Source organism: Flaviflexus salsibiostraticola (assembly GCF_003952265.1).
Taxonomy (GTDB): Bacteria; Actinomycetota; Actinomycetes; order Actinomycetales; family Actinomycetaceae; genus Flaviflexus; species Flaviflexus salsibiostraticola.
Map to the genome: position 1 here is coordinate 580661 of NZ_CP034438.1, position 25252 is coordinate 605912.

Sequence of the window (25252 nt, forward strand, 5' to 3'; positions counted from 1 at the left end):
TCCGTTGGGGGCAGGCATGGAAACCATGCATCACATGAGGGCACACGTCCATGCCACAGCAATCGTCCTCTCCGCTCCTGACACTGCGAAGATTCACCGCACGCGAAGGCTCATCCCCAAGTCACGTGGACTGCTGGCCGATGGGTCCTTCCTCGATACCACCGCATGTGGGAGCAGACTATGAACCGTCAGTTCGACGCTGTCGTGATCGGCGGCGGCCTCGTAGGCCTTGCCACAGCCCTCAGCCTGCTCGATCGCAGCCCGGGCCTACGGCTCGTGGTCCTGGAGGCAGAGCCGCAGGTGGCGCTCCACCAATCCAGCCACAACTCGGGCGTCGTGCATGCCGGCATCTACTACGAGCCCGGCTCCCTCAAAGCGAGGCTCTGCACCAGGGGCAAACACCTGCTCGAGGAATTCTGTGCCAGACACGACATACCTCTCATCGCCAACGGAAAGCTCGTTGTCGCCACCAAAGAGGACGAGCTTGGGCGATTGGCGGACCTATGGACGCGAGCGAATGCCAATCACGTGCCGGGGCTGCGCCGGGTGGGAACGAGCGAGATGAGGGAGATCGAACCTCTTGTGGACGGAGTCGCGGGATTCCATTCACCCCACACGAGCGTCGTCGATTTCCGGATGGTGAACGAGGCACTCGCGCGAGACGTCGAGGAACGCGGCGGGCAGATCCGGACGTCATTTCCCGTATCTCAGATCCAGGACAGGACCGATCATGTCGAGATCACGTCCGCCAGCGGAGAGACGCTGACGGCACGATCCGTCGTCGTCTGTGCAGGGCTTGAATCCGACCGGCTTGCGGGCCCCGCCGCAGAAGGGCTGCGGATCGTGCCGTTCAGGGGCGGCTGGTTCACTGTTGATCCCGACGTTTCCGAGCAGATCAACGGGAGCATCTATCCCGTCCCCGATCCAACGCTCCCGTTCCTCGGCGTGCATGTCACCCGTCGGATCGATGGCAGCGTCTGGGCAGGACCGAACGCCTTCCTGGCGCTCAGCCGCCGCGACTACCGGCACTGGGCGTTCAGGGGGCGCGACGCAGCGTCAGCGCTCGGATTCGTTGGACTGTGGCGATTCGCTCTCGGTAACCTGCCGACGGCGTGGACCGAGTTCACTCACGACGTTTCGCGTCGCGCTTACGCGCGCGCTCTGCGCGACTACGTCCCGACGATCACCACGCAGCATCTCACTCGAGGGCCAATGGGAATACGTGCCCAAGCCATGTCGAAGCAGGGGAAGCTGATCGACGACTTCGTCATCCGCTCACGCGGTCGCGTGCTGTATGTCCTCAACGCGCCCTCCCCCGCAGCGACGTCGTCGCTCGCCATCGGCGACTACATCGCCGACCATCTTGACCGATGACATTCCCCTGAGCCGGCCGGGGTGTGGCCGGTATCAGCGCCCGCGCTGTCGACTGGGGCGGCCCCGGTCCACCAGCCTCAGTGGACTCCTGAACGGCGCGCCCGGTCACGCCGCCGATTCGGCGGGAATCCTTCCACACGAACCGCATCACCACAGCAGGTCCTGGCGACCAGACCGATGAGCCGAAGTGCGCCGCCGCCTTGGCGCCCTGGGGCGAATTGCCTCGGCCGTCGATCATGCGATCGAGGCAGGCATCCCCGGGCTCTCAATGTCAGATTCGAGGTTCCCGGCCGTATCTCCTGTCGACTTTATGCTCCTGCACTCTGCGCTGACCGGGGAGGAAGGACAGGGCAACCATCGCGACGCCCAGGCCCAGGTGCAGCCAGTCGTCCGCATCGTTGAGCGGGACGAAGTTCGCGGTCGACTCCTTGTCGATGAGAAGGCCGTAGAGCCACAGTCCGAGGTAGACGACACCGCCGATGAGGAGGTAGCCCCGCGCGCTTCCCGCCGTGCGAGCCAGCGCCAGGCCTGCGACGCCATAGAGGAGATGGACAATGTTGTGGAGGATCGAGACCTGGAAGATCCCGAGCAGCATAGCCTCCGATTCGTGGCCCGCGAATTCCATCGAGCCCACATCGCTCGTGATCCCGGGGATGAAGCCGGCGATGCCGACGAGAAGGAAGACGGCGCCGAAAAGCAGGGCTGCAAGCTGGACCGGCGTTCTGCGTGATTCTGAATAGGTGCGATCAGTCATGATGACCTCCGATACCGAAACCTCGCACGCGCGGCGACGGGAAGCAGTTCGATGACCAGTCGACGGCTGCGTGTGCCCGTGTCCAAATCGGACATTCAGTGCACGCGACCATAGACCACCCATAGATGCTTGACAAGACCACAGAAGGTATCGGGTAGTCACCGTTCGATCACGCGGATTGGTCTGCTCGTCGGCGACGTGTCGTCCTCAGCCTCGGCCGGTCCGGAGACGACTCCCCCTTCCTAGTCTGCTTCGGGGCATTGGCGCGGGCGAATATCCCCCATCTTCCAGGCCGGTGATCAGTCGGCAGGGTAGGTGACCCGCTGGTCGTCGACCTTGGCTCCCGTTGTCAACGTCGCCTCGGGCGTCGAGCCATTCGGCATGAGGTGGAAAATTGGGACGTTACGGGCGAGGAGGAAGTCGGCGATGATCCGCCGATGGCATCGCCACCAGACTGCCTCTGAACACATGATCGCAGGGGTGCGGTCCGGGGCGAGGAGCCCGATGAGGCGGTCGAGCCCGGCCCTGAACTCGTCGCTCTGGGCATAATCGGCGTACCGATGGAAGCTCTTGTTCTCCCAGAAGTCGTTAAGAGCCGGGTCAATGCTCCTGTCCGCCTTGCGCAGACCCCCGAGCGCCTCCTCCCTCACGTAGTCGATCCCCAAATCAGTCAGGCTCGGCCCGAGGTTCTCCTCGTTGAAATGCGGAAAGCGACGCGATCCCGGCAGCGTCCGCACGTCAACGACCTGGGTTACCCCTGCCGTCGTGAGCAGATCGATGAACTCCTCGATCGAATGGGTCGAGTGCCCCACGGTCAGGACTCTCGATTCACCGGCCATCTCTTCCTCCTCGACTCGTTCGTCCGCACACCCTACGACGGCTGAGCGTTACACGCGCGTCGACCCTGGCGCGGTCAATTCCGCCGGCAGTGAGGACCCGCGCGCCCACGCTGTCAGGAGTCCTCGCCCAGCATCGCAAACAGTGCCTTCCGGTGGGCGCGGTAAGCGCGGTCGCCCTGTGCCGTCATGAGGTAGGTCGTGACAGACCCGGGGCCGCGGCCGCGCTTCTTGGCCTTGACGTAGCCTGCGGACACCAGCGTCGACATCTGCTTCGACAGGTCTGAGTCCGTGAGGTCGAGCCGATCTTTGAGGAATTGGAAGGTGGCGAACTCCGTGTTCGCCAGAATCGCCATCGCCATGAGCCGCTTCGGAGCATGGATAACCGGATCGAGCTCGGGCAGGCTCACTGGAGTCGCTCCCGCACCGCGCTCGCGGCACGCTCGTAGCGGTGCGCGTAGAGCATGTACCCAGCCGTCACGAGCACAAAAGCCGTGGCGGACGCGACGGCAAGTCCTGCCGCCCACCACGCGAGCACCACCAGGGCCGCGACAACGAGGACGCCGGCCGCGTAGAGCCGATACTCGCGGCGGATCTCAGGCGGCGGGTTTCCCCGGCCGGGCATCGGAAGCGCACCGAACCGCCTCATATACCACCCCAGGAAGAACCCGATCAGAGCCGACAGCCCGAGCATGCTGAGGATGAACAGCGCGGTGCTCACATTCCACAGCGCGAATGCTGCAACGTAGACGGCGGACCATGCACCGAACGCCGGCGCCAGCCATGCGGACGACGTCGGCTGGTCGATGTAGGGCGCTGCCTCACTGCGCTCGAGCGCCCGAATCTGCTCTGCCCAATCCTCAGTACTTTCCATAACGTGAAGCATAAGAGATGCTTTCCATCGTGGCAAGTGTTATACCAACGCGCCCTCCGTCCGGATCAGATCGGTGGCAACGTGCTGACAAGGCCTAGTCGAGTACTGACCATGGCCGAGGGCCTCAGGAGTACGAGTCCCACCAGTCAAGGACGCGCTTGGCACGGAGGGTCAGCCACTTTGAGCGGTCGCCTGCGGGGACATCGACATGAAACCAGACTCTCCCGGCGAGCCGATGACTCTGCAGCCATGAGCCACCCGCCCTGCCCGCCCATGGTGGTATAGCGACATCGCTTCGACACCGAGCTCTCTGCCGACGGCGCGCATGTCGGGGCAACCTCGGCGGCGGGCCGCCGGGTCCCTGGAAGTGGACATTCGCCGCCGTCTTCATGCTCCTTCTAAACGCGATGATTTTGGCGACATGCCTCGCCCAGCAGTTCCCCTCAAGTGGATGACAGTCGTCTCCTCCGCCGCGCTCGCGATCTCCAACATGGCTGCCCTACACAGGATTCCTCGACGATCTCCGCATCATCGTATGCCTCACATTCAACTCGTTCGTCGCCAGGACCGCGTGGGTCTGGAATCCAGGGTGTAGACAACGTTTTCCGCATCGGGCCGACTGGTGTGGGTCGCAGCGCCCATCCCATCAGAGCACTCGCTGGGCGTGATGACTGAACGTCCTGAATAACGCCATTGTCCGACTGGCAAACTCCCCCGAGTGCACAGCTCGGCAGGGTCTCTCTGAGCTGACTCGTAGGACTTTCGACCGCTCTTCCGGCGGGTTCGCCACCGTGCGGAAAGGGCTATCCAGAACCTGCTCGGATAGCCCTTCACATGCCTTTTCACTCTGTCGGGCTCCTGCGAAACTACTGCCAACAAGCCCGGAAAGCCGCGGAACTGGCCGAGCTCCTGGCCACGGCACGCGAGTCGACACGAGAGGTCAACGACCGCACGGTCCCCCAGAAGAACGCCCTCCACAGGTCGGTCGTCAAGCTCCTGATCGAGGACTACGAGGCCGGGGCGTCCACGTACGAGCTTGCCAAGCGGTACAACCTGCGCCGCAACACAGTCCGCGACACGCTCCGTCGCGCAGGATTTGATCTCAGCGCCAAGGCGAAGCGTGCAGCGGTCAGCGAGAAGCAGAAAGCTGAGGCGCGACGCTTGTTCGCCAGCGGGACGACCCGACGCGAGCTGATGGAGCTGTACGGAGTGAGCGAGTCGACGATCAGGCGGGCGCTGCGCTGTCGGTGATGAACAGCACCTACTCCTCGCCGGAAGGCTCAGCGGGCGCGAAGCCCTCCTTCGCCATGATGCGGCGCGCCATTGCGAATGCATGCGCTCCAGGAGCGGAACGCTCTTGTCGCGATAGTCCTCGCGGACCCCCTCGGCTGGCCAGAGGCGCACCTCGAGGAATCCGACCCGCTCCGCCGCATCTGTCTTCCCCAGGGCGACTGCCCCGATCTGAGCTTCGACGAGCGGCGGGAATGGAGACAGCGGAATCCGCAGCGCAACTGGTGACGCAAGCGGGCGACATCGCTGGGCGCTTTCCGGTTACCTCGGCAGACTAGGAGCATGCATCTTCCAATCCGGGCGCAGGGCACCACGCTGACCGATGAGCAGGCGAAGATCCTCGACGACGAGTTCTTCCTCTCCAATCCGCTCAGCCATTTCTCGTCGCGGGTCTCGATGCTGCTCGAAACCGCTCGATCGAGCTACGAGGCGAGCCCCGAGAACGAACCGGAGTTCTTCAAGACACTTGGTCTTGACAGCGCAGATTCGGCGCTCAAGTTCGATGCTCAGCACCGCAGCGTCCAGGTCGCGATCGATGCGTTGTCTCTTCGCCATCAGGCTGCCGAAGCCCTGACCCGTTTCATCTATGCACGAGTCGCCGCGGCGCCGCGGGATGGCGATGCGAAGTCCACCTGGCTGGCCATCGCCGACAGCCCAACTCCCATGATCAAGGTCATCGAAGCCAACAAGACGGCGCTTGACGCAGACCCACACCGCTTCGTCCAGCTGCTCTTCCCGCCTGGCACTGTCGTTGAGGGGCCGGTTATGGGGGCTGCTGAGACGGCGGTGGCATGGGCGAATCACGCCGTGTGGTTGCTGACAAGCGATGAGCTTTCCATCAACGCAGCACACAACAAGCTCAAGCACGGCCTGGCGACGTCGGCACGCGGAGACGTGCGAATCGAGTTGATCACGACGCCACCGAACGAGGACGGGACGATCCCCACCAGCGCCTTCGGAGAAGGCAAGTCGATTCCGCTCTTCGACCGCCCGATGCTCACGTATCTCAGCCGACCGCCCAAAGAGTTGCGACAGGGCCTAGAAGCAGTCTCCCTCCGGGTCGACCTTCCCGTAGTGCTGACCGAGACCTGGATGATGGCGAATGTGTACGCCGCGATGTTCCACATTGCTGCCTGCGAACACTATGGCGAGAACCTCCCGGAGGGCGTCGCCCCGTACCCCACGCTCGTCGTTGGACGGCTGCCAGAGCACGTCATCGGTGGCCGTCCCCTGGGGTATCGGTCGGCGGTGACGTTGCCGCCCGATGGGACAACCGCGCCGCGCCCGTCCGGGGTCGCCTTCTTCAAGCAGTTCTGGCCGATGATCATTGACTTTGAAAGCAAGACCGAAGGCGTCGTCGTTGACGGGTAGCCGGGCGGATCAGATCAGTTGAAACGGAACGTGCGGTACGAGCTCTGTACGTTGAAGCGGCGGCCTTCCTTCCGTCGCTGCAGGAACCCCGCGACCGTGTCAACGTCGTCCGGCCGCATGCCGAGTGCCCGGCACTTGGCGCGCACCTGTTCGACGGTGATCGGCACCCAGCGCTCCGGCCTGTTCATCATGTCTGCTTTGAGTTTGTCTTCTTCATTCCACTTCAAACCCGACGAGTAGCCAGCCGCCATCGCCGCGATGTACTCGAGAATCCCATCCACCCCGTTCGGCAACGGTTCCTGCCGATCTGCTGGCTCCTCGACAGGCTGAGGCTCGACGGTGCGCCCATGAAACAGTTGGACAGGGGTGGCGTCTTCGATCCACTCCGCCGTCTCGTCCTCATTCCACTCGATGACCGCAAGCGCGTCAGCGTCAACGCCCCACAGGCCATTCAGGTGCTTCCGGTTCGGCCAGGCGTAGAGCACACGGCGGCCCGCGAGCGACCCCGTCGAGAAGCCCCTCCATGAAAGATGAGTGACTCCCGATGTCACCACCAGCCGCTTCAGGATGTCGCTGTGCACCTGCTTCTGCGGGGTCACGACAACGACAGGACCGCCAGGTTGATCCGCGAGCCACTGAATCGCACGCAGGTTCTGCGGCTCGCGAGAGGTCTCCCCCTCGCTGAGCCGCGAGATCGCGACGGGGAACGTATACGCGTGGGATGTCATCAGCAGCGCCTCACTTCGTGTTGGGCTACTCACGGTAGTGGTGGCCACCGACATTCTTAGGTTGGAAAGCGCGGCGATTGTGCGTCCTCAGTTTGAGAACGACGAACTCGCTGGTGTTACGAGATCTGGAGCGCCCCGCGGTCGAATGATCGCCACTTGGTGCCGCGCACGTGTGATGCCGACCCGCAGCAGGCGTCGCGATGCGGCGCGCTGCGCCTCGGTGTCGGTGTCGCGGAAGAAGCTGCCCTGGTATTGCCCTTCAACGAGCAGGACGCCGTCGAACTCTTTGCCCTTGGCCTTGTGGATGGTCATGAGGACGCAGCCGCGTGGGTCGCGCTGATCGGACTGAAGCCTGCCCGCCTCGAGCGCGCGGCGAACCAGGTCGATGGCGCGGCCGTAGCTACCGCGAAGATCCCAAGCTGAGGCGAGGCGGCTTCCGATCTCGTCGGTTGCTCGGAAGAGCCGGACGAACTTGGCGTTGGCTAGTAGATCCGACAAGTCGTTCCCGGCCGCCAGCAGATCACGCGCGTGTAGCCAGTCCCTTGCAGGATCACCCTGAAGCACCAGACCGTTGTCGTAGGAGGCGGTGAGACCCTTGGCGCTGGCCAGCCGCTGCGTCTCACCTCTGCGCGCTCGGTCTGCGGCGGTACGGTATCGCTCGCTGGTCTGCCGGGCGGCGTTGCTCGCACTGGCAGCGTTCTTCGCATCGAAATAGTCGGCGATGCGGTCGAAGGTCTGGCCGAGCGCCGTTTCCTTGGGGCAGCCCGGCCATTCCAGAATCGAAGCTACTACCAAAGCAGCTGCTGCCGTGAGGTCGGCGTCCCACAGCACATCGTGCTCGACGGGTTTGATCGTCTGGCCGTTGAAGTTGTGCTCTTGCCCCAGGACCGTCGACAGCTTTCCGACGAGCGCGTTCGTTCTGGCGAGTACCACTACGGACGGGTGAGCGACCCCCGCCTTGCGGAGCGAGCCGAGCATCCAGACTACCCCGGCGTGGACGGTGCTATCGAACGCGTTCGGCCAGTAGGCGCGCGTGATCACATCCTTGGTCTCAGGCAGAGGCCGGTTCGTCAGGACGGCGTTGGCGTACTGCAGGATGCCGGCGTCGGGGCTTCGATGGTTCTCCCCGCTGAGATCGAACTCGGCCGGGCTGAGGTGGGTGCGCAGGTGATTGAGGCGCTCCGGATCCACGCGAGCGTCATAGTCGAAGATCCGCTGATCAGGGTCGGCCATAAACACGGTCTTTGACCGCGTCGACAGCGCCTTGACCAGCGCCCACTGCGCGTCATCGGTGTCCTGGAACTCGTCCAGGATGATCACGGGGTACTTGTTGGCGAGCAGCGATGCAATCGACGCGCTGCCAGCAACGAGTTGGGCGGCAGCGGCTGCGAACTGTCCGAATGTGAAGCGGCCGTCATCGCGCGCAAGACGTTCGGCCTCAGCGCCCCAGTCACCATCGAAGGCAGCCTTGGCGAGGTTCTCCTCGCCGGGATAGACAATGCGCGGAACGCTCCCGGTAAGCATGCGACCGTGCGCTCGAAGAATGTCCATGGCGAACGCATGGTAGGTGCGCACGGCGATCTGCCGCCGCTCGTCCGAGCGCAAGATGTCACGGCAGCGGATCTCGACCTGGCGGACGGCTGCGCGAGAGAAACTGAGGAACAGGATCTCTTGGCCAGGTTCTAGGGCGGGAATCATCTCCTGGGCTTTCAGCAGCGACAGCGTGGTCTTGCCGGAGCCGGGGCCGCCGAGTACCAGGACAGGGCAGTCGCGATCCAGCGCTTCCTGGGCGGTCTTGGAAAGCTGCACCTCCACGGTGCCTACTCCTCGGGCTCCGCGGCGTCGGCCGTCGGCGCAGAAGTGTCGTCATCCAGTATCAACTCAGGCTGGTCCTGGAGCTGCTCGTTGATGATCAGGAGCGCATCACGGATGAAGGCCGGCAGTTCGGCCTCGGTCTCGCACTGCTCGATGAGCGTTCCGGTGTACCCGAAGCCGAACGCATCGCCCTTGCGAGCCTTCAGCACCTTCGCTGCCAACTCGGCCAAGTCGCCGTCAGCAACCTGGTCAGCCACGTATGGGTGGCTTGACGGGTAGTCGTCGCGCCGCACGACTTCGTCGAGGAAGCTTCGCAGCACTCGCGTCGGAACCTGCTTCACGAGGATCTGCTCGATGCCGGTCTCCGGTGATTCCCAGAACTCGTCGAACGACTTGATGTTCTCCGTCGCGTCCGCTGCATCCGGGGCGTTCAGCTTGTCGCGCATGCCGTAAACCCGCTTGCCGAGCGCCTTGAAGATCGGGGCGTAGCGCGGGACTTCGCGGTCATTACCTGCGTTGAAGAGGGTGACTCCGGTGAGGTCGACGTGCGAGTAGTCGTCTCGGAAGCGTTCGAGCGCCGAGGAGACGGCGTGCACGGTAACCATCTCCGTCTGTCCCTCGAGGACAAAGACGGCACGGCTCAGTATCGCTTCGGCAAACTGGCGGCGTTGCGTGCGGTAGGTCTTCGGCTTGACGCTCGCGGTATCGATTGGCGCGCCGGAGACGGTGTCTCCGTCACGCGAGAGGATGACCACGTTCTCCGGGTCGAATTGCTCGATGACGTAGGGCGAGTGAGACGTAACGATCGACTGTCCCATCTGTTGCACCACGTACTTCGTCACGCGCCGCTGGGTGTGTGGAGGAAGCGCGATCTCCGGCTCCTCCATCACGAAGATGACCGACTGGTCTTCCTTGAGATCCGCGATAATCGTCAGCAACGCAAAGACCAGCAGGTTGATCGAGCCGGTGCCCTGCTTGGCAAACGGTACTGAGTGGTTGCTCGGTTGCGTCGCAACGAAGAGCCGCACGACCTCGCGCAGATGCTCGCGCGTCAGATCTGAGGCGAAGAACGCGGCAGAGTCCTCACCTGGGGCCAGGTTGACGAACTTACCGAGACGCGTGCGGATGTTCTCTCGGATGACCTTGAGCTGTTCGATCTCTCCGATAGCCGGATCGAGGTCTTGCAGCGCGCCAAGCGCGTCCCGCCACATCTCCGCTGCGCCCTCACCGCCGAGTCGGAGAATGGTGTCGAGCAGCGAACCGCGCTGCAGGCTGAGCGCACGAGATCCCGTGCGCAGCGCTCGCAAGAAGATGAAGCCGCAAAGCCGCTTGTGCGCACGGCTGAACTGTGCACGGCCCGCTCCGAGTGATGCGCGCTCATCTTCGTCGAGCTCGTCGAACCCGGGTAGCGGGTGGTCGAAGAAAGTGTCCCCGATGAAGTCGTCCTCTTCACGGTCATAGCGCCCGATGAAGATGACGGGGAGTGCCCAGACGATTCCATCGCCGTCGGCAGATTGGAGGCTGTCGGGTTCTTCATCGATGAACGAGAGCGCCTCGTCGTCCCAGCGTCGAACGTGCTGGAAGAACCGGCGCAGCTGCTCGTCCGAGAGGTCAGTGAGCACTGCGCGCACGCGAATCTCACGTGGGCCGCCCTCATCGCCGAGGTAGTCACCGTGGGAGAAGTCATGCTCGTCGATGACCGGTCTGCGATAGAGGCGCTCTGGCCCCAGGACCACCTCCAGCGCTTCGCACACCGTGGACTTGCCGATGTTGTTTCCGCCGACCAGCAGAGTGTGCTGTTGGAAGACCACCCGGCCCTCTGTGATGCCACGGAAGTTCTCGATCTCGAGCTTTCTGACCCTCATGCCGCTGTCTCCTCGTCATCGGGGACGGTTGCGACGGTGGGATCAGGCGTTTCGTCCAGCACCGCACGGACCAGCAGCAGCGAGATCACCTCATCGACCAGCTTTCCGAGCTTGCGGACATTGCCAGTGCTGCTCGCGCGAGCGTGTAGCAAAGACTTGATCTCGTCGCTATTGAGCGCTGCTCGCTCATGGAGCGAGAGAGCCTCAAGGCGACCATCTACCAGCCGATCGATGACCTGCTTGATCTCGTCCTGAGACAGCGGCTCGAAGGGGATCAACGCATCGAAGCGGGAGTACAAGGCATCCCCAAGCGCTTGACGTATCTCGTCTTCCGAGCCGTAGTTCGAGGTGCAGATGATCAGCGCCGGGCCGAGTTGCACCCGGTAGTTCTTATCTTGAAAGACGCCTTCGTCGAAGACCTCGTAAAAAGCACTATGGAAGACAGAGTTGGCCTTGTCGAACTCGTCGATCAGGATCACGCCCGAGGAACGGTCAAGTAGATCCCGCGCAAACGAACTTTCGGAGTGGGTGCCGCCGAAGACATAGGAGGCGAACTTGTCGCTATGGAACATCGAGAACTGCTTGCGCAGCAACTTCCCGCCCAGAAGACCGTTGATGAACTGAGCGGTCTCCGTCTTGCCCACGCCTGACGGGCCATAGAACATTAGGACGACCGGCTTGGCGCGTCGATCCGTCGTTAGCGGGTAGAGAGCAGCCAGCATCCGCTCTCGAACTCTCTGCTGGCCGACAAGATGATCAGCGAAGCCGTCGCGGAACTGGATCAGAGTGTCACGCGTGACGAGCGGGTAGGTAAACGACTCCACCTTCGTCTTGAACACTCGGTCAAGCTGCGTATGGATGAGCTCCGGTGGGTTGTGCAGGAGCAGCTGCTTCGGATTGATCTCCCGCACGAGACCAACGAAGTTGGTGATGGCATGCTCATGGACGCTCGCGTAGTCGCTGGACATCGCGACAAGGCGGTCTGGCCGCGGCGCTGGCGGCTCCTCCTCAGTCCTCTCCTGCCCGTCGACGGTATGCCGGATGCGGCGCCTGGCTTCGTCGCGCTCGTTGACCGCGTCAAGCAGGTATCGTCGCGACCCCTTGCCGAGTTGCTTCTCGAACCATGCAAGAGGGCCGTAGTAGACGGTGACCTTCGTGTCACTCCCCATACTCGACTCCCGCAAGGATGACGTCGTACACATCGAGAAGCGTGCTCGGCTCTGCTGAGGGTCCGTCGACCACGTCCAGACCTGTCAACGGTGCGGGCTCCGCACCGGGCGCCATCTCGGCCTGCATCGTCAGGCTGGACTCTGCGGCCTTGCCGACGCAGATACCGTGAAACACGAGTCGCATGCGGCCGAGATCAACCAGCCCGTAGTTGTTGCGGAAGGCCTGGATGTTGAAGCGCAAGATGCGCTTCGCGCCGTCCACGCTCTGCCCGAGTAGCTCGTAGTAGCCCTTTGCTGACGTCAGCGCACTATCCAGTTCAGCAAGATTGACGGGTAGCTCATCGATCTTGAGCATCGCCAGGTACGGCGTATACATCTTCATGTATGCCGCTGAGTCGCTGCGAGCAGTGACCGTTAGGCCATCCAGCCGCTCGATGCCCTTCAGATCGTCGAGCTTGCTGAGATAGTCGGTCAGGATCGTGTTCGAGAGCGTCTTGTTGAGGATGCTGCGCCCGACCGCCGACGCACTCGCGGCGGCACTGGCCTCCGCCGATCCTCCGAAGAACGGGAGCCAGTTAAACTTCGCAGCGGCCTTCGCGCGCGCCTCAGCCTCAACTTCAGCGGCCCGTTCCTTGGTCGACTCCTTCGAAGAAGTCTCTTTGCCGCCGGCCACGATATCCAGCAAGTCGGACGCCGACTCCTCATCGAAGTAGACAATCTTGATCAATGACACCTGTGTCGTGTTCTGCTTCGTCATAGCCTCCACGCTCCCGGTACTGCCCGGTCGTAGTCTTCGATGCCGATGGCTTCGAAGTGGCGCTTGGCGGACTTGATCTTGGCAAGTTCGGTTGGGCGGAGCTTCGAGTCGTCGAGTGTGCTCTTCGTCTCGCGGATCATGTAGATCCGGTCCTCGCCGTCCTCCTGCTTGATGATCGCCCAGTCGGGGTTGTACGGGCCGACGGGGGTGTCGATCTTGAACTTGGCTGGCAGCTTCATGAACAGTTTGATGTCCTCGCGAGAGTCGAGCAGTTCCGCGAACTGGCGCTCGACGTCGGAGTCGAAGACGACGTAGTCGAAGTCGGTCTTCTGGGTGTGCTGCACCTTGTACATCTGGTCGAGGAAGCGCTCCTTCTCCTCCTCGCCGTCCCGCTGCAACTCGCGCAGCTCGTAGACCGAGCCTGCGATTCGCTCGTACTGGATGCCGTCGACCACGATCTTCGCGAGCTCACTCTGGAGTGCGCGCTTGGTCATCGCGATGAAGTCGTTCGGGTTGCCGATGAACTCGCCCAGCCGGCCGCTGCCGATCAGGATGTCGACGATGGTTTTGCGGGTGAGGGAAGTGGCCTCCTGCAGCTCCGTGATGATGTCGGGCAGGTCGTAGCTGCCCTTGAGATCCGCCGAGCGGGTGCCGAGCTCCTCGCCCTTGGCGCCGCCTCGAAGCACCTTGACTCCGGCGCGGGTGACCTGGATACGGAGCGCATCGATCTGCGGCGCTTCCCGGATCGCACGGACGGCGTTCTCGATCAGCTGGTCGCGGCTGACCTTGACGCGGTAGGTGGTCTTCTGGCTGATGGTCTCCCAGAACTCCTCGAACTCCGGGTTCGAGTAGAGCTGCTTGTTGAGCATGCGCGGCTGGCGCTTGCTGACCGGCTTGACGTACTTGCCGATATTGGCGCGCTCGACCAGTTCGATGATGATCGACTCGGCCCATGCGAAGTCGACCGGCAGGCCGAGATCGAAGCCGAGCTGGTTCGGCTGGAACTTCGAGGTGACCGCGCCGTCCTTGTCGATGAAGCCCTTGTCCTTGAGGTGCTCCCACACGAGGACGGAGCGCTGGTAGCCGAACTGGTCGTCGGTGAGCGCGCCGTTCTCGTCCTGCAACGGGATCTTCGAGAACTCAGCCCTACGCACCCGGCCAATCTCGACCCCGGCGTCCTTGTACTCGCGCTGGAGAGCGTCCGCGAACTTCGTGTACGACTCGTTCGCCACGACCGTCAGCGTCGCGACGCCACGGTCAGCGACGCGGGTGTAGCCGTCCTCGGTCTTTGCGACAGGGAGGCGGAGTCCGCGGCCGAGGGTCTGGCGGCGCTCGGTCTCCGCGCCCATTTCGCGCAGGGTGCAGATCTGGAAGACGTTCGGGTTGTCCCAGCCCTCGCGCAGGGCAGAGTGGCTGAAGATGAACCGGACAGGCTCGTTCTCGTCGAGCAGCCGTTCCTTCTGCTGCATGATCAGTTCGTAGGCGTCGTCATCAGCTTTCGTCGTGCCGGACGAGTCCTGGAAGGTGGTCGTCTTGCCGCGCTTGATCTGGGAGAAGTACGCCCGGCGAAGCTCGCTCGGCGCCTGCGGCAGCAACTCCTGGTAGCGGGCGGACTTCGCGCGTTCCTCGACGAAGACCTCATCGAACCACTGCACGAAGTCACCGTTCGCGTCGTCGTTGCTCGTGCCGTCACCCAGGTAGCTGGCGACCTTGTCGACGAAGAAGAGGCTGAGCACCTTGATGCCCTTGGCGCGGAGCATCGACTCCTTGCGGAGGTGCTCGCGGACGGTCTCTCGGATCATCTCCTTGTAGATCGCGCCAGCCGAGGCACCGATGCTCTCACCCTCATAGAGGAAGCCATGCGTTGTGAGGTCGACATAGGCAGGCTCGATGCTCATCTCGTTGATACGCCAGCCCTCGTAGATCGGATTGTTCGTCAGGCGCGCATCCGACAGCTCCTGATGCTGCTTCACGCTCACAATGCGCCGCTCAAGCGAGCCATCGGCCTTGCGACAGGACAGCTCCAGTCGGGCCGACCACGACGGCTCACGCCGCACCTCGACCAGCTTGATATACGGCGTCGCGTCCGCACCCTGCTGGGCCACCTCGGCCACAACGATCTGCTTCACCAGTCCGAGATCGTGAGCGTCCACCGGGTCAAGCCGGTAGACGACGTTGCGCTGCTTCTTGTGGGTCGCGCTGTAGCGCAGCGTGAACACCGGATCGAGTTCACCGACAGCCGACTGCGAGAGCTGCGACTCCATGTTCTGCGGCTCGTCCATGATCACGACCGGGTGGGTCGCCTTCAGGTAGTCAATCGGGCGCAGACCGTTCAGCTTGTCGCGCGTCTGGTGGATGATGCGGGTGTTCGCATTGCCGCGGATCGAGTCGATCGTCATGATGAGGATCTGCACGTTCGTCGAGGTCGCGAACGACTGCACCTCCTCGGCGCTCTTGCCGCTGTAGATCGAGGCGTCGAAGGTGATGCCCTGCGGCTTGTAAAGGTTCTCGAAGTGCTCGCGCATGAGCCGGATGCTCGTGCTGACCCCCTCGCGAATCGCCACGCTCGGCACGAGAATGACGAACTTCGTGAAGTTGTACCGGACGGCCAGATCGAACATCGTGCGCAGGTAGACGTATGTCTTGCCGGTGCCGGTCTCCATCTCGATATCGAAGTCGAGCGCATCGCCCGCAAGCGACGATGCGACCTCAAGGCCGTTCCGATCCTGCACGCGCTGCAGGTTCGCGAGGATCAGGTCGCGATCCAGCACGAGGCTGTTACCGACCGCACCAACCTCCTGCGTGAGATCAATATCGAGCGCCGCCTGATCGGACTCAGGCAGCACCGCCGCACCGCGCAGCGTCGTGACCAGCTTCTCTGCATCCTTCGGCTGCCCGTCGAACAGGTCGACCACGGACGCGATCGCATCCAGCTGATACGGCTGGCTGGCGTCGAACTGAAACCCTGATCCGCTCATCACGCCGTCCAGAGCTCAATGCCCTTGCTCTTCGCGAGCTGGGCCAGGTTGGTCTTCAGTTCGTCGTCACCCTGGAAGGCGTCCTCGAGCACGATGATCCGCGTCGGCTCCTCATCGACAAGCGCGCGGAGCTGCTCAAGCGTCGGCTTGACATGCTCATTCAGGTACGCCAACACGGCAACGTCACCATCACGGTCACGCACAAGCCGAACGTCGAGACCACCGACCTCAGCAGGCGAGACGGCCTCGGTCAGCGAGTACCCCTGCTTGAGCAGGATCTCGGTGAGCAGCTCATCGGCAGTCGCGTCATCGGTCGCACTATCGCGAAGGCTGAGTAGGTGCTGCTGGAGCACGTCTTCCTCGACATCGCTCGACAGGCGCCACTTCGAGAAGTTCGTGTCGGCCAGCTTGTAGGCGCGGAATCCGGTGTCCGTCGTTTGGGCGGTGATCTCGGTCTTGATCTGATTTCCGGCCAGCTCAAGTCGCCGCCGTGCGATGTCGGCCAGCGTTGGAAAGCCTGCTTTGTAAGCCGCAGAGTTTTCACCTGTCGGTTCCGGCAGCTGCACTTGGATGTGACGACGGGTTCCGCCATCCTTCGCGTTCGAGGACATTACTGCATGTCCGGTTGTAGCGGAACCGGAGAAGAAGTCGAGGACGATGTCGCCGTTGCCGACTCCAGCGACTTGCATCATCCGCTCGATCAGCCCAATTGGTTTCGGGGTATCAAAAGGCAGAACGCCGTCAAAGAGAGCTTTGAGTTCGCGTGCCGCATCGCGAGTGACGCCAACTTCCTTGCCGAACCAGATCGACTCAACGGCGCGGCCCTCAACAGTGTCCAGGTAGATCTTTCGCGTGATCTTGGTCTCAGCCTCGTCGAAGACGATTTCACCGCTTTCAATCTTCGCAGCCATCGTCTCCTTACTCCATCGCCAGCCATTCTCAGGTGGATCAATCTGCTTTCCACTCGGAGTCTCAAGCGGATAGCGAAGGTTGGGCCTGTAGAGAGCGTTCCGAACGTCGCCTGCACGCCAAGGACCACGAGGGTCGTTGTCGGGATTCCGATAGTTGACGTTGTGCTCGGCAGTGCGCTCAAGCGCATGTAGCTCGAACGCTTCGCTGCGGCGATAGCAAAGAAGAATGTTGTGATGAAGGGAAACCGTGTTGGTGTAGCCCTTCGGCTGAATACTGTGCTGCCAGACGAACTCGCCCACGAAGTTGGACGCGCCAAACACCGTATCCATGAGCAATCGAAGGTTCGCATCTTCGTTCTCATCAATGCTGACAAAGATGACACCGTCATCGGTGAGCAGGTTCCGCGCGAGCTTGAGGCGCGGGTACATCATGTTGAGCCAGTTGGAGTGGTAGCGCCCTTCGGTCTCCGCGTTGGTCGTGACCTTCTTGCCCTCCTCGTTGACCTGGCGCGTCCACTCGAGGTAGGTGTCGAGGCCCTCCTTGTAGTTATCCGGGTAGACGAAGTCCTTGCCGGTGTTGTACGGAGGGTCGATGTAGATCAGCTTGATCTTGGCGTGATAGTGCTTCTGCAGGATCTTGAGCACTTCCAGGTTGTCGCCCTCGATGAAGACGTTCTGTGTCGTGTCCCAGTCCTTCGAATTGTCGAAGTCAGGCTTCAGCGTCGCCGTGGTCGGCTCCTGCGCCGCGCGGAGAGCACGCTTCTTGCCAGGCCAGAACAGTCCGAACCGCTCACTGCCGTCGGCGGCGTCGCCGTCGAGCAGTTCCTTGAGCTTCTCGACATCCACCTTGCCGTCGGCGATGACCTCGGGAATCAGATCGGCAAGCTGCGCTGCCAGCTCGGTCTGGAAGTTCGGAGTAGTGGATGGTGTTTCGTAGATCTCGTCAGTCATTCGGGTGATTCTCTTTCATGATTTTAACAATTTGTGTCGGGTTTGTGAATGACCCGTGGTCTATGTGGCGATCCGCCATCGGATCGTGAACAGGTGCTCGGTCTCCTGGGTTCCCTGGAGCGACTGCTCGATCAGCTCAAGGTACTTGTCGGCCTCGGCGCGGAGCTTATTGCGTGTGTCCCGGAAGTCCTCGTCGGCTTCCTCGGCACGCTGCTCCCACTTCCGGGCTTCCTTCTTGAGCCGTAGTTGCTCCATCGGATCATCGGCCTGCCGGGCGAGCTTGCGGGCTTCCTTCTCCTTGGCCCGGTACTCACGAATCTTGCCCTCATGTTCGGCCTTGCGGTCCTGCTGGTTGCGGTAGAGCAGTTCCTCCTGCTGGTCGTAGTAGCGGGAGTTTCGCCCCTGGACTTCCTTCTCCAGCTCCGCCCGTCGCGCATCAAGGTGCGGCGCGAAGCGTGTTTCGTCGATCGCCACGGGCTGCTCTCCGACCGAGATGCAGGCCAGGTCGAGGATGTCCGCGACGTACTCCTCGTCGAGCCACTGGCCGTCATCGGTTAGGGCGCCGGCCAGCATGTAGGACTCGGAGACATCCTCGTCACGTGCTTTCATGCGGAAGGTCGCGAGGTTCACAGTCAGCTCGCCGCTGGTGCCCTCCAGTGCCCGGATCGCGCTGCTGACGCGCTCTGACTGCCCGAGCGAGAAGGTCAGCTCCCGCGCCGGGGTCTCATGTCCTTTCGACGTGTCGACGACGTACTGGGCCAGTGGGCTCGCGTAGCGGTATTGGTGGGCGTTCTCCAGCGGCTGCGACTTGAAGAAGTAGCGCCCGGTCGGTGCATCCTGCACAGGTGACTCGTCGAGAACGAACCTGCGCCCGTCGCCTTCGAAGGTGGCGAATCGATCCAGCTCATGCCGGGTTACCGCGAGCAGCAGGCGCTCGAACTTGTTGAGCACCTCGCCGGACTGCGTGTCATACGCCTTGAGGCGATCTTGGACGTGCGGGTCGAGGTTGTCGAAGACCTTCGCCTTGGCGCTAGCCATCTCCCGCGAGATCTCGCCCGCGTACTGTGCCTCCAGCTCTTTGAAGGCGGCGTCCAGCTCGTCGGCTGTTCGGCAGCGGGTGAGGATGTCGCTGATCGTCTTCTCGAAGTCCAGTCCGTCCTCGATCGCACCGAGCACCTCGTCGCTTGCGCCGAACACGCTGGAGAACAGCTGGAACTTGTTCGTCAGCAGTTCCAGGATGCGCTGCTCGGCGATGTTGCCCTTGTTCGAGAAGTTCACGACGACGACGTTGTGCTTCTGGCCGAAGCGGTGCACGCGGCCGATGCGCTGCTCAACGCGCTGCGGGTTCCACGGCAGGTCGTAGTTGACGAGCATCGAGCAGAACTGCAGGTTGATGCCCTCTGCCGCCGCCTCGGTCGCGATCATGATCGTTCCCTCGGTGCGGAAGTAGTCCACGAGTGCCTTGCGGCGATCCACGGCGGCGATGCCGGTGATCAGGTCGCCGTCTTTGTTCTTCTCTAGCCACGCCTGGTAGATCGCAGTCTGCTCAGGCCCGTTGTTCGAGCCGTTGAACAAGACGAGTCCCTCGCCACGACCGGCTTCACGCAGGGAACGAGCGATGTACTCCTGCGTCTTGGTCGAGTCGGTGAAGATGATGGCCTTCTGGGGAGCGCCCAGCTCGCGGAGCCGCTCGAAGCCCAGGTCGAGTGCCTCACCGAGCTTGACGGCCTTCTGGTTCTCCGTGATCGAGCGGGCAAGCGCGGCGTACTCGCGCAGCTCGGCAACCTCAGCACGCATCGCCTCCAGCAGCGACCCGTCAAGCGGCAACGACGACGGGCGGGAGCCGTTGGCGGTTCCGTCGATCTCCTCGGCCTCCTCCAACTCCTCGCTAGTGATCTCATCATCCACCGCGAAGTCGGCTGCCACGAGGCCACCACGACCATCGCGCCGCTGTCCGGCCGCGACCTCCTCCGCCAGACGGTTGGCGATATTCTCCAGCGTGCTCGCGACCGCATAGGTCGACGAGCCGAGGCGCTTACGGATGATCAGGGCGGAGAGATGACGCTGACTCCCCGCGAAGGCGAATAACTCGTCTCGCTGCAGGTAGTCATTCACCAGGTCGTAGAGCCGCGCCTCGTCCGGCGACGGCGTGAACTCTACGGTCAGGGGCAGGCGCTTCGTGAAGTGAATGTACTTGTCAGCGTCGCGCCGCAGCGTGCGCTTCGAGACGGTCGCGACTCGCTCCACCAGGTCGTCATCACCGCCCAGGTCGCGGTTCTTGACGTACCGCTCGCGGAACGCATCGAGCGAGTAGAAGTAGCTCGGGTCGAAGATCGACACCAGCCCGTATAGTTCCTCGAGCTTGTTCTGTAGCGGCGTCGCCGTCAGCAGCACCGTCTTGTGCGCACCTGACACGACGTGCGCCACCGCCTCAGCGGCCTTGGTCTTGCCCGTCCAGTAGTTGCGCAGCCGGTGCGCCTCGTCTGCGACCACGAGATCCCACGCCTTGAGCAGCGAGGTCTCGTGGCGGAGCGCGAACTCGTAGGAACAGATCAGCACCTGTGCCGAGCGTCCGCCTGCTGCAGCAAGCAGCGAGTCCTTCGACTTCGGATCGAGGATGGCGGACGGGATCAGGAACTTCTCGTACAACTCCTGCTGCCACTGCTGCCGCAGGCTCGAGGGCGCGACAATCAGGATTCGCCGCTTGCGCTCCGCCCAGTACTGCGAGATGACGATGCCCGCCTCGATCGTCTTCCCGAGGCCCACCTCGTCCGCCAAGATCACGCCAGGCAGAAACGGGGTCTGCAACGCGAACAGCGCCGCATCGATCTGGTGAGGCTTCGGCTCCACCTGCGCGTCGAACAGCAGGCCGGCGAGCTTACCGACGTGATCGTTGGCGTAGCTGCGCTGCAGCTCGTGCGCGTAATACTTCGCCTGGTAATCGGTCAACGGGAGGTTCATCGATGAGACCTCCGCTCGACGCTCTCGGAGCGCAACGAAGCCGCGGCGACCAGCCGGTCGCCGCGGCGGGGTGATCGTGCCGCTCTGCGCTTCATCGGGTTGTGCTCCTCCGCGCCGAGGGCGCGTCTTAAGTTGTGCTAATAGTGCCGTGTCCCACGGTACCGGCGGCCTCCGACACTGCTAGGGTGCCGCGCCGCTCGGGCGGTTCGGGGTGTCGCAGGCGGGAGCCGGACGGCTCGACCGGGACGCTGCGATCTACCTTCTATTCTCTCATAATCCGCAATTTGCCGGAATAGGAATATCGCAAAGCGAGAGATAAATGCCTGACGAGAGGCGCTTTCAGTATTGCCTCAGTAATCGATTCATGTTATATTCCGGAGCAGTAATGCGTCTGGCTTTCCACCGCACCATCTCCAATTCTTTCAGCACCCTCGCCATTCGAGGGGGTGATTTTGGAGCCGTCGCGTAGTGCGTCTGGTGCCGGATCTCTCGCCAGTCGGCTGGTTCCTGTTCGGAGCGATGGTGCTCCTGATCCTGACCTACCTCTACTTCTGGTGGATGGTGATCAAGGCCAGCGCTCACAAGCATGTCTCTCGTGAGAAGGTCACCAACCGGACGCTCACCGCGTCCCTCGCTCACGCGAAGCGCAAGGGGAACACGCATCGCTTCCTGATCCAGATCACCACCAAGGGCGGTGCGCTCTCCGTCGTCCAGCGTGGCATCGACAACGTTCTCGCTGGCGTCGCCCGCTATCCGGTGCTGCAGAAGGTCGTTTGGGTGGAGATCATCACCGAGGACGCCGATGAGGTCGCCGCACTCCAGACCCGCTACCGCAACGCCGTCATCCCAGTGACGCCGTACCTACTGCCGACGGACTACCGCACACCGAAGGACACCCGTCTCAAGGCTCGCGCGCTGGAGTACATGGTCGAGCAGCACCGCGCCACCCCGACGGATTCCTACGTCGTCCACTATGACGAGGAGTCCGTCTTCACGCCCGACAACCTTGCACGCCTGGTGCACCGTCTGAGCCGTCATCCGGTCGGGATCTCGGAGGGCATGATCTCCTATGGTCTGGACTGGAACGAGACGACGCTGCTGAACAAAGCGATGGAGTCCAACCGTCCCTTCGGCTGCCACGAGTGCTACTCCGTCATGACCAGCCCACCGCCGATGCACCTGCACGGCTCGAACCTCGTCGTCCGTCAGGATCTGGAGAACCAGATCGGCTGGGACATCGGCAACCTCGATGGTTCCGCCCTCATCGCGGAAGACCTCGTCTTCGGCCTCGCCGCCTACCTCAAGTTCGGGAAGAACGTGTTCGGGTGGCACCACACCGAGATGATCGAGCAACCGCCGTTCACCTTGAAGGCCGCCTACAAACAGCGTGAGCGCTGGGTGTTCGGCGCCATGCAGGCCCTCGCACACATCCGCCAGCAGCCCGACTGGATGCGCCTGTCCCGCAAAGATCGGTGGCACATCAACGTGATCATCCGCCTGCGTGTGCTGACCTACGCGCTCGGCTTCCCGGTCTCACTGCTCGCGCTCGGCTCCAACGTCGTCATCCTGCTTATCCTTGCCGCCGAGGCTATCCGGGAGGGCACCATCACGGTCGTCGCACCTGAACTGACGGTCTACGGCATCATCACGACGATCGGACTCGTGCTCTGGATGGCGGGCACGCAGCTCGGCCTGTTCTACAACCTCCGCTACACCGGCATGAGCCGCCTGCAGAAGCTCCGCGACCACGTCCTGGTGCTCGTCGTCACGCCGTTCGCTGGTGTCATCGACACCGCCGGCCCGCTCGTGGCCGTCCTGAAATGGCTCGCCGGTATCCGTGAGGTGGCGTGGAAACCGACCCCGAAGCTCGCCGTGGAGCCGAAACAGCAACCTAAGCGCGTCGCTGCCGCCGAAGTAGCAGCAGGAGAAAAAGCAGCATGAGCAGTTACCACCAGCAACGAGAAACCCGCAGCCGGATCATCTTCACCGTCCTGATCATCGCCGTCACCGTCGGCATCACCTACGGCCTCATCCGGCTCACCCTGCCAAGCCTCACCGGCCAGACCACGACCACGAAGGACGACTCCACCTCCCAGACCGCCGAAAAGCAGGAAGAGGAGAAGGATCTGCCTCGCGGCGACGCCAAGCGCGTTGCCGACCTCGACCGCCTCGCCGCAGCACTCAAGACCTACAAAGAACAGCACGGCGGGTATCCGATCAGCACCGGCACCTGCGCAGGCGGGAGCTTCGACAGCGACGCCGATCTCGGCTTCCTTGCCGACCTGGAACGGGAAGCCGTCATCGACGCTATCCCACGCGACCCCGCAGGCATCGCCAAGACCACCAAGACAGCGCAGGGCACGGATGCGGCCAGCACCGAGGACTGCGACACCATGTACGGCGCGAAGCACTACCTCTACTACTCCAACGGCACCAAGTTCGCCCTCATCGCCAGCGTCGACGACGCCGACGCCATCCCCGACAACGCCGCAGGCGTCTACCTCGCGGAAGGCGACCGCGAATGGTTCGACGGCTCAGCCCTCATCGCCGACTGGCACTGGAGCCGCAACGTCTACATCGTCAGCAACCAGAAGCTCGCAGAACCCGCGAAATAGTCCTCGTCTGTAGAAGAGCCTGCACGGTCAGAGACGCTCAACGGATCAGGGCAAATCACGCTTCGATTGCTTCAGCTGGAAACACCACGACGGAGCCGTCACGGCCCCGCTCAATCTCGCTGTCTACCTCACTTTCAGCTTCCAGCTAGGTCCAGTCACCCTGTTGCACGATGCAACGTGATCTAGCCGAGCCCGTAAAGGGTGGCTGCTCGCCGCACCCGCTTCGGCCACGGCGCCAGCGTCGCCATCCGGTACCTCAGCCACAGGTCGACGAGCACTGCCTGGTCAGTCACGATCTGCACAGCCTGTCGAGTCGCCTGACCCCACGTATGGCGCGGTCGGAGCCCGGCGCCGTCGAGGTAGTCCGCAATCGTCGCTCCGCCGTAGGGGCGGAGGGCGATCCCTTCGAACAGCTCCCCTCGAACGTCGATCAGGTGCTCACGCAGCGTATGCGCCATCCAGTGCGGCCACCGATGCGCTGTGGAGTCGTCTTCGAGCTGGGCGATGACGATGTAGGGATCACGTTGACAGTCTTCACACGCACGGTCATCGGCGAACATCGGACGGCGAGCCTGATGGGCTGCACTGTCACGCCACGATTGCAGCGCCCGGTCCAGCTTCTCGTCCCAGGACGGGTATGGCTCGGCGTTCATCAGCAGGCAGACGTCGCGATGTAGTTCGGTTCCAGCGCCACCGTCTTCGGCAGCGTGCCCGGGTCGAAGCGCCGACTCAGCTCGATCCGCTCCTCCAGCTCCGGAGTCAGCCACGAGTGCACCTCCAGCGGATACCCCATCCAGAACAGTCGCTTCACGACGGGCTTGTACCAGCAGGCCACCCGGGTCTGTCCCTCGAAGATGGTGAACTCGGCGTGCAGCGACCGGGCATGCGACGTCGACCCGATTACCCGGATCGGATGCGCCAGGTCGATGCAGAAGTCCGAGATGAAGGAGCACGACGAGGTGTGCCCACCAACAGAAACGACCCGAGTCGAGATACTCGGGTCGTTATCGAAGATGGCGGTACTCGCCGCAATGGAGTTCTTGCCATAGTCGGCAAGGCGGAGGTAGTGGAGGCGCTTAGGCATAGCGGAGGGCTCCTTCCGGGAGGGTAGGGACGAGGAACATACCGTCCTCCCCCGGGCCAAGCCCAGTCCGGCAGTAGCCGCCCCAAAGCGCCCGTAGGAGTCCCATCCGGCGGCCTCAGCCGGAGTACCCCCGGTGCGTGTTTTCCTTGATGAACGCCATCAGAGACTCGCGTGAGATGTACTTCCGGCTGCCGATCTTCGTGTGCTCAATGTCCCCACGGTTCGTCAGCTCGTAGACAGCCGAGTAGGGAATCCCCAGCGCCTTGCCCGCGTCCTTGAGCGACAGCAGCATCGGGCCGGACTCTGAGAGCAGGTTCGGTCGGATCACCGTTGTCTGTTCGGCTTCGACCACTTCGACTTCCGATGCCACGTCCTTCCAGGAGCCGAAGTAGCCATACGGACGGCTCAACTCCTCCTGCACCTTCTTCGCCGCGTCCTCTTCATCCGTGGCACGCACCCACCGCTCGGCGACCTGCACGCGTGTCACCACGACCTTGTACCTCACGTACGTCTCCTGCTTCTGCACCTGCCGGGTGCGCGGCTTCTTCGAAGACTTTCCAGACCTCGTGCGCTGAACACGACGCATCGCCCGCACCGTCGCCCCGACATGCTCGTCGTCGACAACGGCGGCACCAGGTTGCTGCGGTGCTCGAGCAGGTGACGGTGGAGCTTCATCCTCTTCGGCCGGCTCCGGCCACACACGGCCTTGCTCCGTCGGCTCGGCTCGCCAGGACGCGCCATGCCCGCTGATACGCACCAGCCCCCGGCTAGCAAGCACTCGCGCCGTGATCCGGTGCATGTACGAGTCGTTCGGATACACCCCGTCAGGGCAGCCGCTCTGAATCCACTCGAGCACCGCGACCTGCGCTGGATTGAGCTTGATCGTGCTGCGACCAAGGCGCTCGGAATCGCGACTCAC

At 62.9% G+C, this 25252-nt stretch carries 21 protein-coding genes; 6 read left to right on the top strand and 15 right to left on the bottom strand.

The window, feature by feature from the left end:
- Nucleotides 1-180: 180 nt before the first annotated feature.
- On the top strand, nt 181-1374 hold the full coding sequence (lhgO, locus tag EJO69_RS02695) for an L-2-hydroxyglutarate oxidase (protein WP_126038887.1): 1194 nt from the start codon (nt 181-183) through the stop codon (nt 1372-1374).
- Nucleotides 1375-1645: 271 nt separating this feature from the next.
- Here the strand turns inward: lhgO and EJO69_RS02700 are convergent, their stop codons facing one another.
- From EJO69_RS02700 to EJO69_RS02715, 4 genes are all read right to left on the bottom strand, one after another.
- Nucleotides 1646-2128, bottom strand: coding sequence for a DUF4383 domain-containing protein (locus EJO69_RS02700; protein WP_126038890.1), 483 nt, complete (start codon nt 2126-2128; stop codon nt 1646-1648).
- A 299-nt stretch (nt 2129-2427) separates the two neighbouring features.
- Nucleotides 2428-2967, bottom strand: a complete 540-nt coding sequence (locus EJO69_RS02705; protein WP_126038893.1) for a DUF488 domain-containing protein — start codon at nt 2965-2967, stop codon at nt 2428-2430.
- 113 nt (nt 2968-3080) lie between these two features.
- Nucleotides 3081-3374 carry a transcriptional regulator gene (locus EJO69_RS02710; protein ID WP_245993728.1) on the bottom strand — a complete coding sequence of 98 codons (294 nt, stop codon included), beginning with the start codon at nt 3372-3374 and terminating at the stop codon, nt 3081-3083.
- Nucleotides 3371-3838: a hypothetical protein gene (locus tag EJO69_RS02715; protein WP_126038896.1), complete on the bottom strand. Its 468-nt coding sequence runs from the start codon at nt 3836-3838 to the stop codon at nt 3371-3373. Before EJO69_RS02715 ends, EJO69_RS02710 begins: the two co-directional genes overlap by 4 nt.
- A gap of 834 nt (nt 3839-4672) precedes the next feature.
- On the opposite strand from EJO69_RS02715, the gene EJO69_RS02725 reads away from it, so the two are divergent.
- The 3 genes from EJO69_RS02725 (at nt 4673) to EJO69_RS02735 (ending at nt 6499) form a co-directional block, all read left to right on the top strand.
- Entirely contained in the window at nt 4673-5089 is a 417-nt protein-coding gene (locus EJO69_RS02725; protein ID WP_126038898.1) for a helix-turn-helix domain-containing protein, read from the top strand.
- A gap of 78 nt (nt 5090-5167) precedes the next feature.
- Nucleotides 5168-5356 carry a hypothetical protein gene (locus tag EJO69_RS02730; protein WP_126038901.1) on the top strand — a complete coding sequence of 63 codons (189 nt, stop codon included), beginning with the start codon at nt 5168-5170 and terminating at the stop codon, nt 5354-5356.
- A gap of 54 nt (nt 5357-5410) precedes the next feature.
- Nucleotides 5411-6499 carry a hypothetical protein gene (locus EJO69_RS02735; RefSeq protein WP_126038904.1) on the top strand — a complete coding sequence of 363 codons (1089 nt, stop codon included), beginning with the start codon at nt 5411-5413 and terminating at the stop codon, nt 6497-6499.
- Nucleotides 6500-6513: 14 nt separating this feature from the next.
- Here EJO69_RS02735 and EJO69_RS02740 read toward each other — a convergent pair whose 3' ends face one another.
- From EJO69_RS02740 to EJO69_RS02775, 8 genes are all read right to left on the bottom strand, one after another.
- Nucleotides 6514-7227 carry a hypothetical protein gene (locus EJO69_RS02740; protein ID WP_126038907.1) on the bottom strand — a complete coding sequence of 238 codons (714 nt, stop codon included), beginning with the start codon at nt 7225-7227 and terminating at the stop codon, nt 6514-6516.
- 87 nt (nt 7228-7314) lie between these two features.
- Entirely contained in the window at nt 7315-9042 is a 1728-nt protein-coding gene (locus tag EJO69_RS02745; RefSeq protein WP_126038911.1) for a UvrD-helicase domain-containing protein, read from the bottom strand.
- 5 nt (nt 9043-9047) lie between these two features.
- Complete coding sequence (locus tag EJO69_RS02750; RefSeq protein WP_126038914.1) at nt 9048-10907, bottom strand: ATP-dependent nuclease; 1860 nt, start codon at nt 10905-10907, stop codon at nt 9048-9050.
- Complete coding sequence (locus tag EJO69_RS02755; RefSeq protein WP_126038917.1) at nt 10904-12076, bottom strand: AAA family ATPase; 1173 nt, start codon at nt 12074-12076, stop codon at nt 10904-10906. The genes EJO69_RS02750 and EJO69_RS02755 overlap by 4 nt, the downstream gene beginning before the upstream one ends.
- Nucleotides 12066-12833, bottom strand: a complete 768-nt coding sequence (locus EJO69_RS12530; RefSeq protein ID WP_126038920.1) for a DUF6414 family protein — start codon at nt 12831-12833, stop codon at nt 12066-12068. Before EJO69_RS12530 ends, EJO69_RS02755 begins: the two co-directional genes overlap by 11 nt.
- Complete coding sequence (locus EJO69_RS02765) at nt 12830-15811, bottom strand: restriction endonuclease (RefSeq protein ID WP_126038923.1); 2982 nt, start codon at nt 15809-15811, stop codon at nt 12830-12832. Before EJO69_RS02765 ends, EJO69_RS12530 begins: the two co-directional genes overlap by 4 nt.
- Nucleotides 15811-17673, bottom strand: coding sequence for a site-specific DNA-methyltransferase (locus EJO69_RS02770; RefSeq protein ID WP_126038926.1), 1863 nt, complete (start codon nt 17671-17673; stop codon nt 15811-15813). The genes EJO69_RS02765 and EJO69_RS02770 overlap by 1 nt, the downstream gene beginning before the upstream one ends.
- 60 nt (nt 17674-17733) lie before the next feature.
- Nucleotides 17734-20622, bottom strand: a complete 2889-nt coding sequence (locus EJO69_RS02775) for an SNF2-related protein (RefSeq protein ID WP_245993730.1) — start codon at nt 20620-20622, stop codon at nt 17734-17736.
- Nucleotides 20623-21153: 531 nt separating this feature from the next.
- On the opposite strand from EJO69_RS02775, the gene EJO69_RS02780 reads away from it, so the two are divergent.
- Both EJO69_RS02780 and EJO69_RS02785 read left to right on the top strand, forming a co-directional pair.
- Nucleotides 21154-22575 (top strand): glycosyltransferase family 2 protein, encoded by a 1422-nt coding sequence (locus tag EJO69_RS02780; protein WP_126038931.1) that lies wholly within the window; start codon nt 21154-21156, stop codon nt 22573-22575.
- Entirely contained in the window at nt 22572-23249 is a 678-nt protein-coding gene (locus tag EJO69_RS02785; RefSeq protein ID WP_126038934.1) for a hypothetical protein, read from the top strand. The genes EJO69_RS02780 and EJO69_RS02785 overlap by 4 nt, the downstream gene beginning before the upstream one ends.
- Nucleotides 23250-23431: 182 nt before the next feature.
- On the opposite strand, the gene EJO69_RS12255 is transcribed toward EJO69_RS02785, so the two are convergent.
- From EJO69_RS12255 to EJO69_RS02800, 3 genes are all read right to left on the bottom strand, one after another.
- Nucleotides 23432-23707 carry a hypothetical protein gene (locus EJO69_RS12255; RefSeq protein ID WP_164519845.1) on the bottom strand — a complete coding sequence of 92 codons (276 nt, stop codon included), beginning with the start codon at nt 23705-23707 and terminating at the stop codon, nt 23432-23434.
- A gap of 194 nt (nt 23708-23901) precedes the next feature.
- Complete coding sequence (locus EJO69_RS02795; protein ID WP_126038938.1) at nt 23902-24333, bottom strand: hypothetical protein; 432 nt, start codon at nt 24331-24333, stop codon at nt 23902-23904.
- Between the two features lie 115 nt (nt 24334-24448).
- Entirely contained in the window at nt 24449-25252 is an 804-nt protein-coding gene (locus tag EJO69_RS02800) for a helix-turn-helix domain-containing protein (protein WP_164519846.1), read from the bottom strand.

Excerpts from the sequence above, each read along its gene's own strand:
- EJO69_RS12255 (WP_164519845.1), bottom strand. The coding sequence starts at position 23,707 with ATGGCGCATACGCTGCGTGAGCACCTGATCGACGTTCGAGGGGAGCTG.
- EJO69_RS12530 (WP_126038920.1), bottom strand. The coding sequence starts at position 12,833 with ATGACGAAGCAGAACACGACACAGGTGTCATTGATCAAGATTGTCTAC.
- EJO69_RS02725 (WP_126038898.1), top strand. The coding sequence starts at position 4,673 with ATGCCTTTTCACTCTGTCGGGCTCCTGCGAAACTACTGCCAACAAGCC.
- EJO69_RS02730 (WP_126038901.1), top strand. The coding sequence starts at position 5,168 with ATGCATGCGCTCCAGGAGCGGAACGCTCTTGTCGCGATAGTCCTCGCG.
- lhgO (WP_126038887.1), top strand. The coding sequence starts at position 181 with ATGAACCGTCAGTTCGACGCTGTCGTGATCGGCGGCGGCCTCGTAGGC.
- EJO69_RS02705 (WP_126038893.1), bottom strand. The coding sequence starts at position 2,967 with ATGGCCGGTGAATCGAGAGTCCTGACCGTGGGGCACTCGACCCATTCG.
- EJO69_RS02780 (WP_126038931.1), top strand. The coding sequence starts at position 21,154 with ATGGTGCTCCTGATCCTGACCTACCTCTACTTCTGGTGGATGGTGATC.
- EJO69_RS02750 (WP_126038914.1), bottom strand. The coding sequence starts at position 10,907 with ATGAGGGTCAGAAAGCTCGAGATCGAGAACTTCCGTGGCATCACAGAG.
- EJO69_RS02755 (WP_126038917.1), bottom strand. The coding sequence starts at position 12,076 with ATGGGGAGTGACACGAAGGTCACCGTCTACTACGGCCCTCTTGCATGG.
- EJO69_RS02715 (WP_126038896.1), bottom strand. The coding sequence starts at position 3,838 with ATGGAAAGTACTGAGGATTGGGCAGAGCAGATTCGGGCGCTCGAGCGC.
- EJO69_RS02700 (WP_126038890.1), bottom strand. The coding sequence starts at position 2,128 with ATGACTGATCGCACCTATTCAGAATCACGCAGAACGCCGGTCCAGCTT.
- EJO69_RS02735 (WP_126038904.1), top strand. The coding sequence starts at position 5,411 with ATGCATCTTCCAATCCGGGCGCAGGGCACCACGCTGACCGATGAGCAG.
- EJO69_RS02785 (WP_126038934.1), top strand. The coding sequence starts at position 22,572 with ATGAGCAGTTACCACCAGCAACGAGAAACCCGCAGCCGGATCATCTTC.
- EJO69_RS02765 (WP_126038923.1), bottom strand. The coding sequence starts at position 15,811 with ATGAGCGGATCAGGGTTTCAGTTCGACGCCAGCCAGCCGTATCAGCTG.
- EJO69_RS02795 (WP_126038938.1), bottom strand. The coding sequence starts at position 24,333 with ATGCCTAAGCGCCTCCACTACCTCCGCCTTGCCGACTATGGCAAGAAC.
- EJO69_RS02770 (WP_126038926.1), bottom strand. The coding sequence starts at position 17,673 with ATGACTGACGAGATCTACGAAACACCATCCACTACTCCGAACTTCCAG.
- EJO69_RS02740 (WP_126038907.1), bottom strand. The coding sequence starts at position 7,227 with ATGACATCCCACGCGTATACGTTCCCCGTCGCGATCTCGCGGCTCAGC.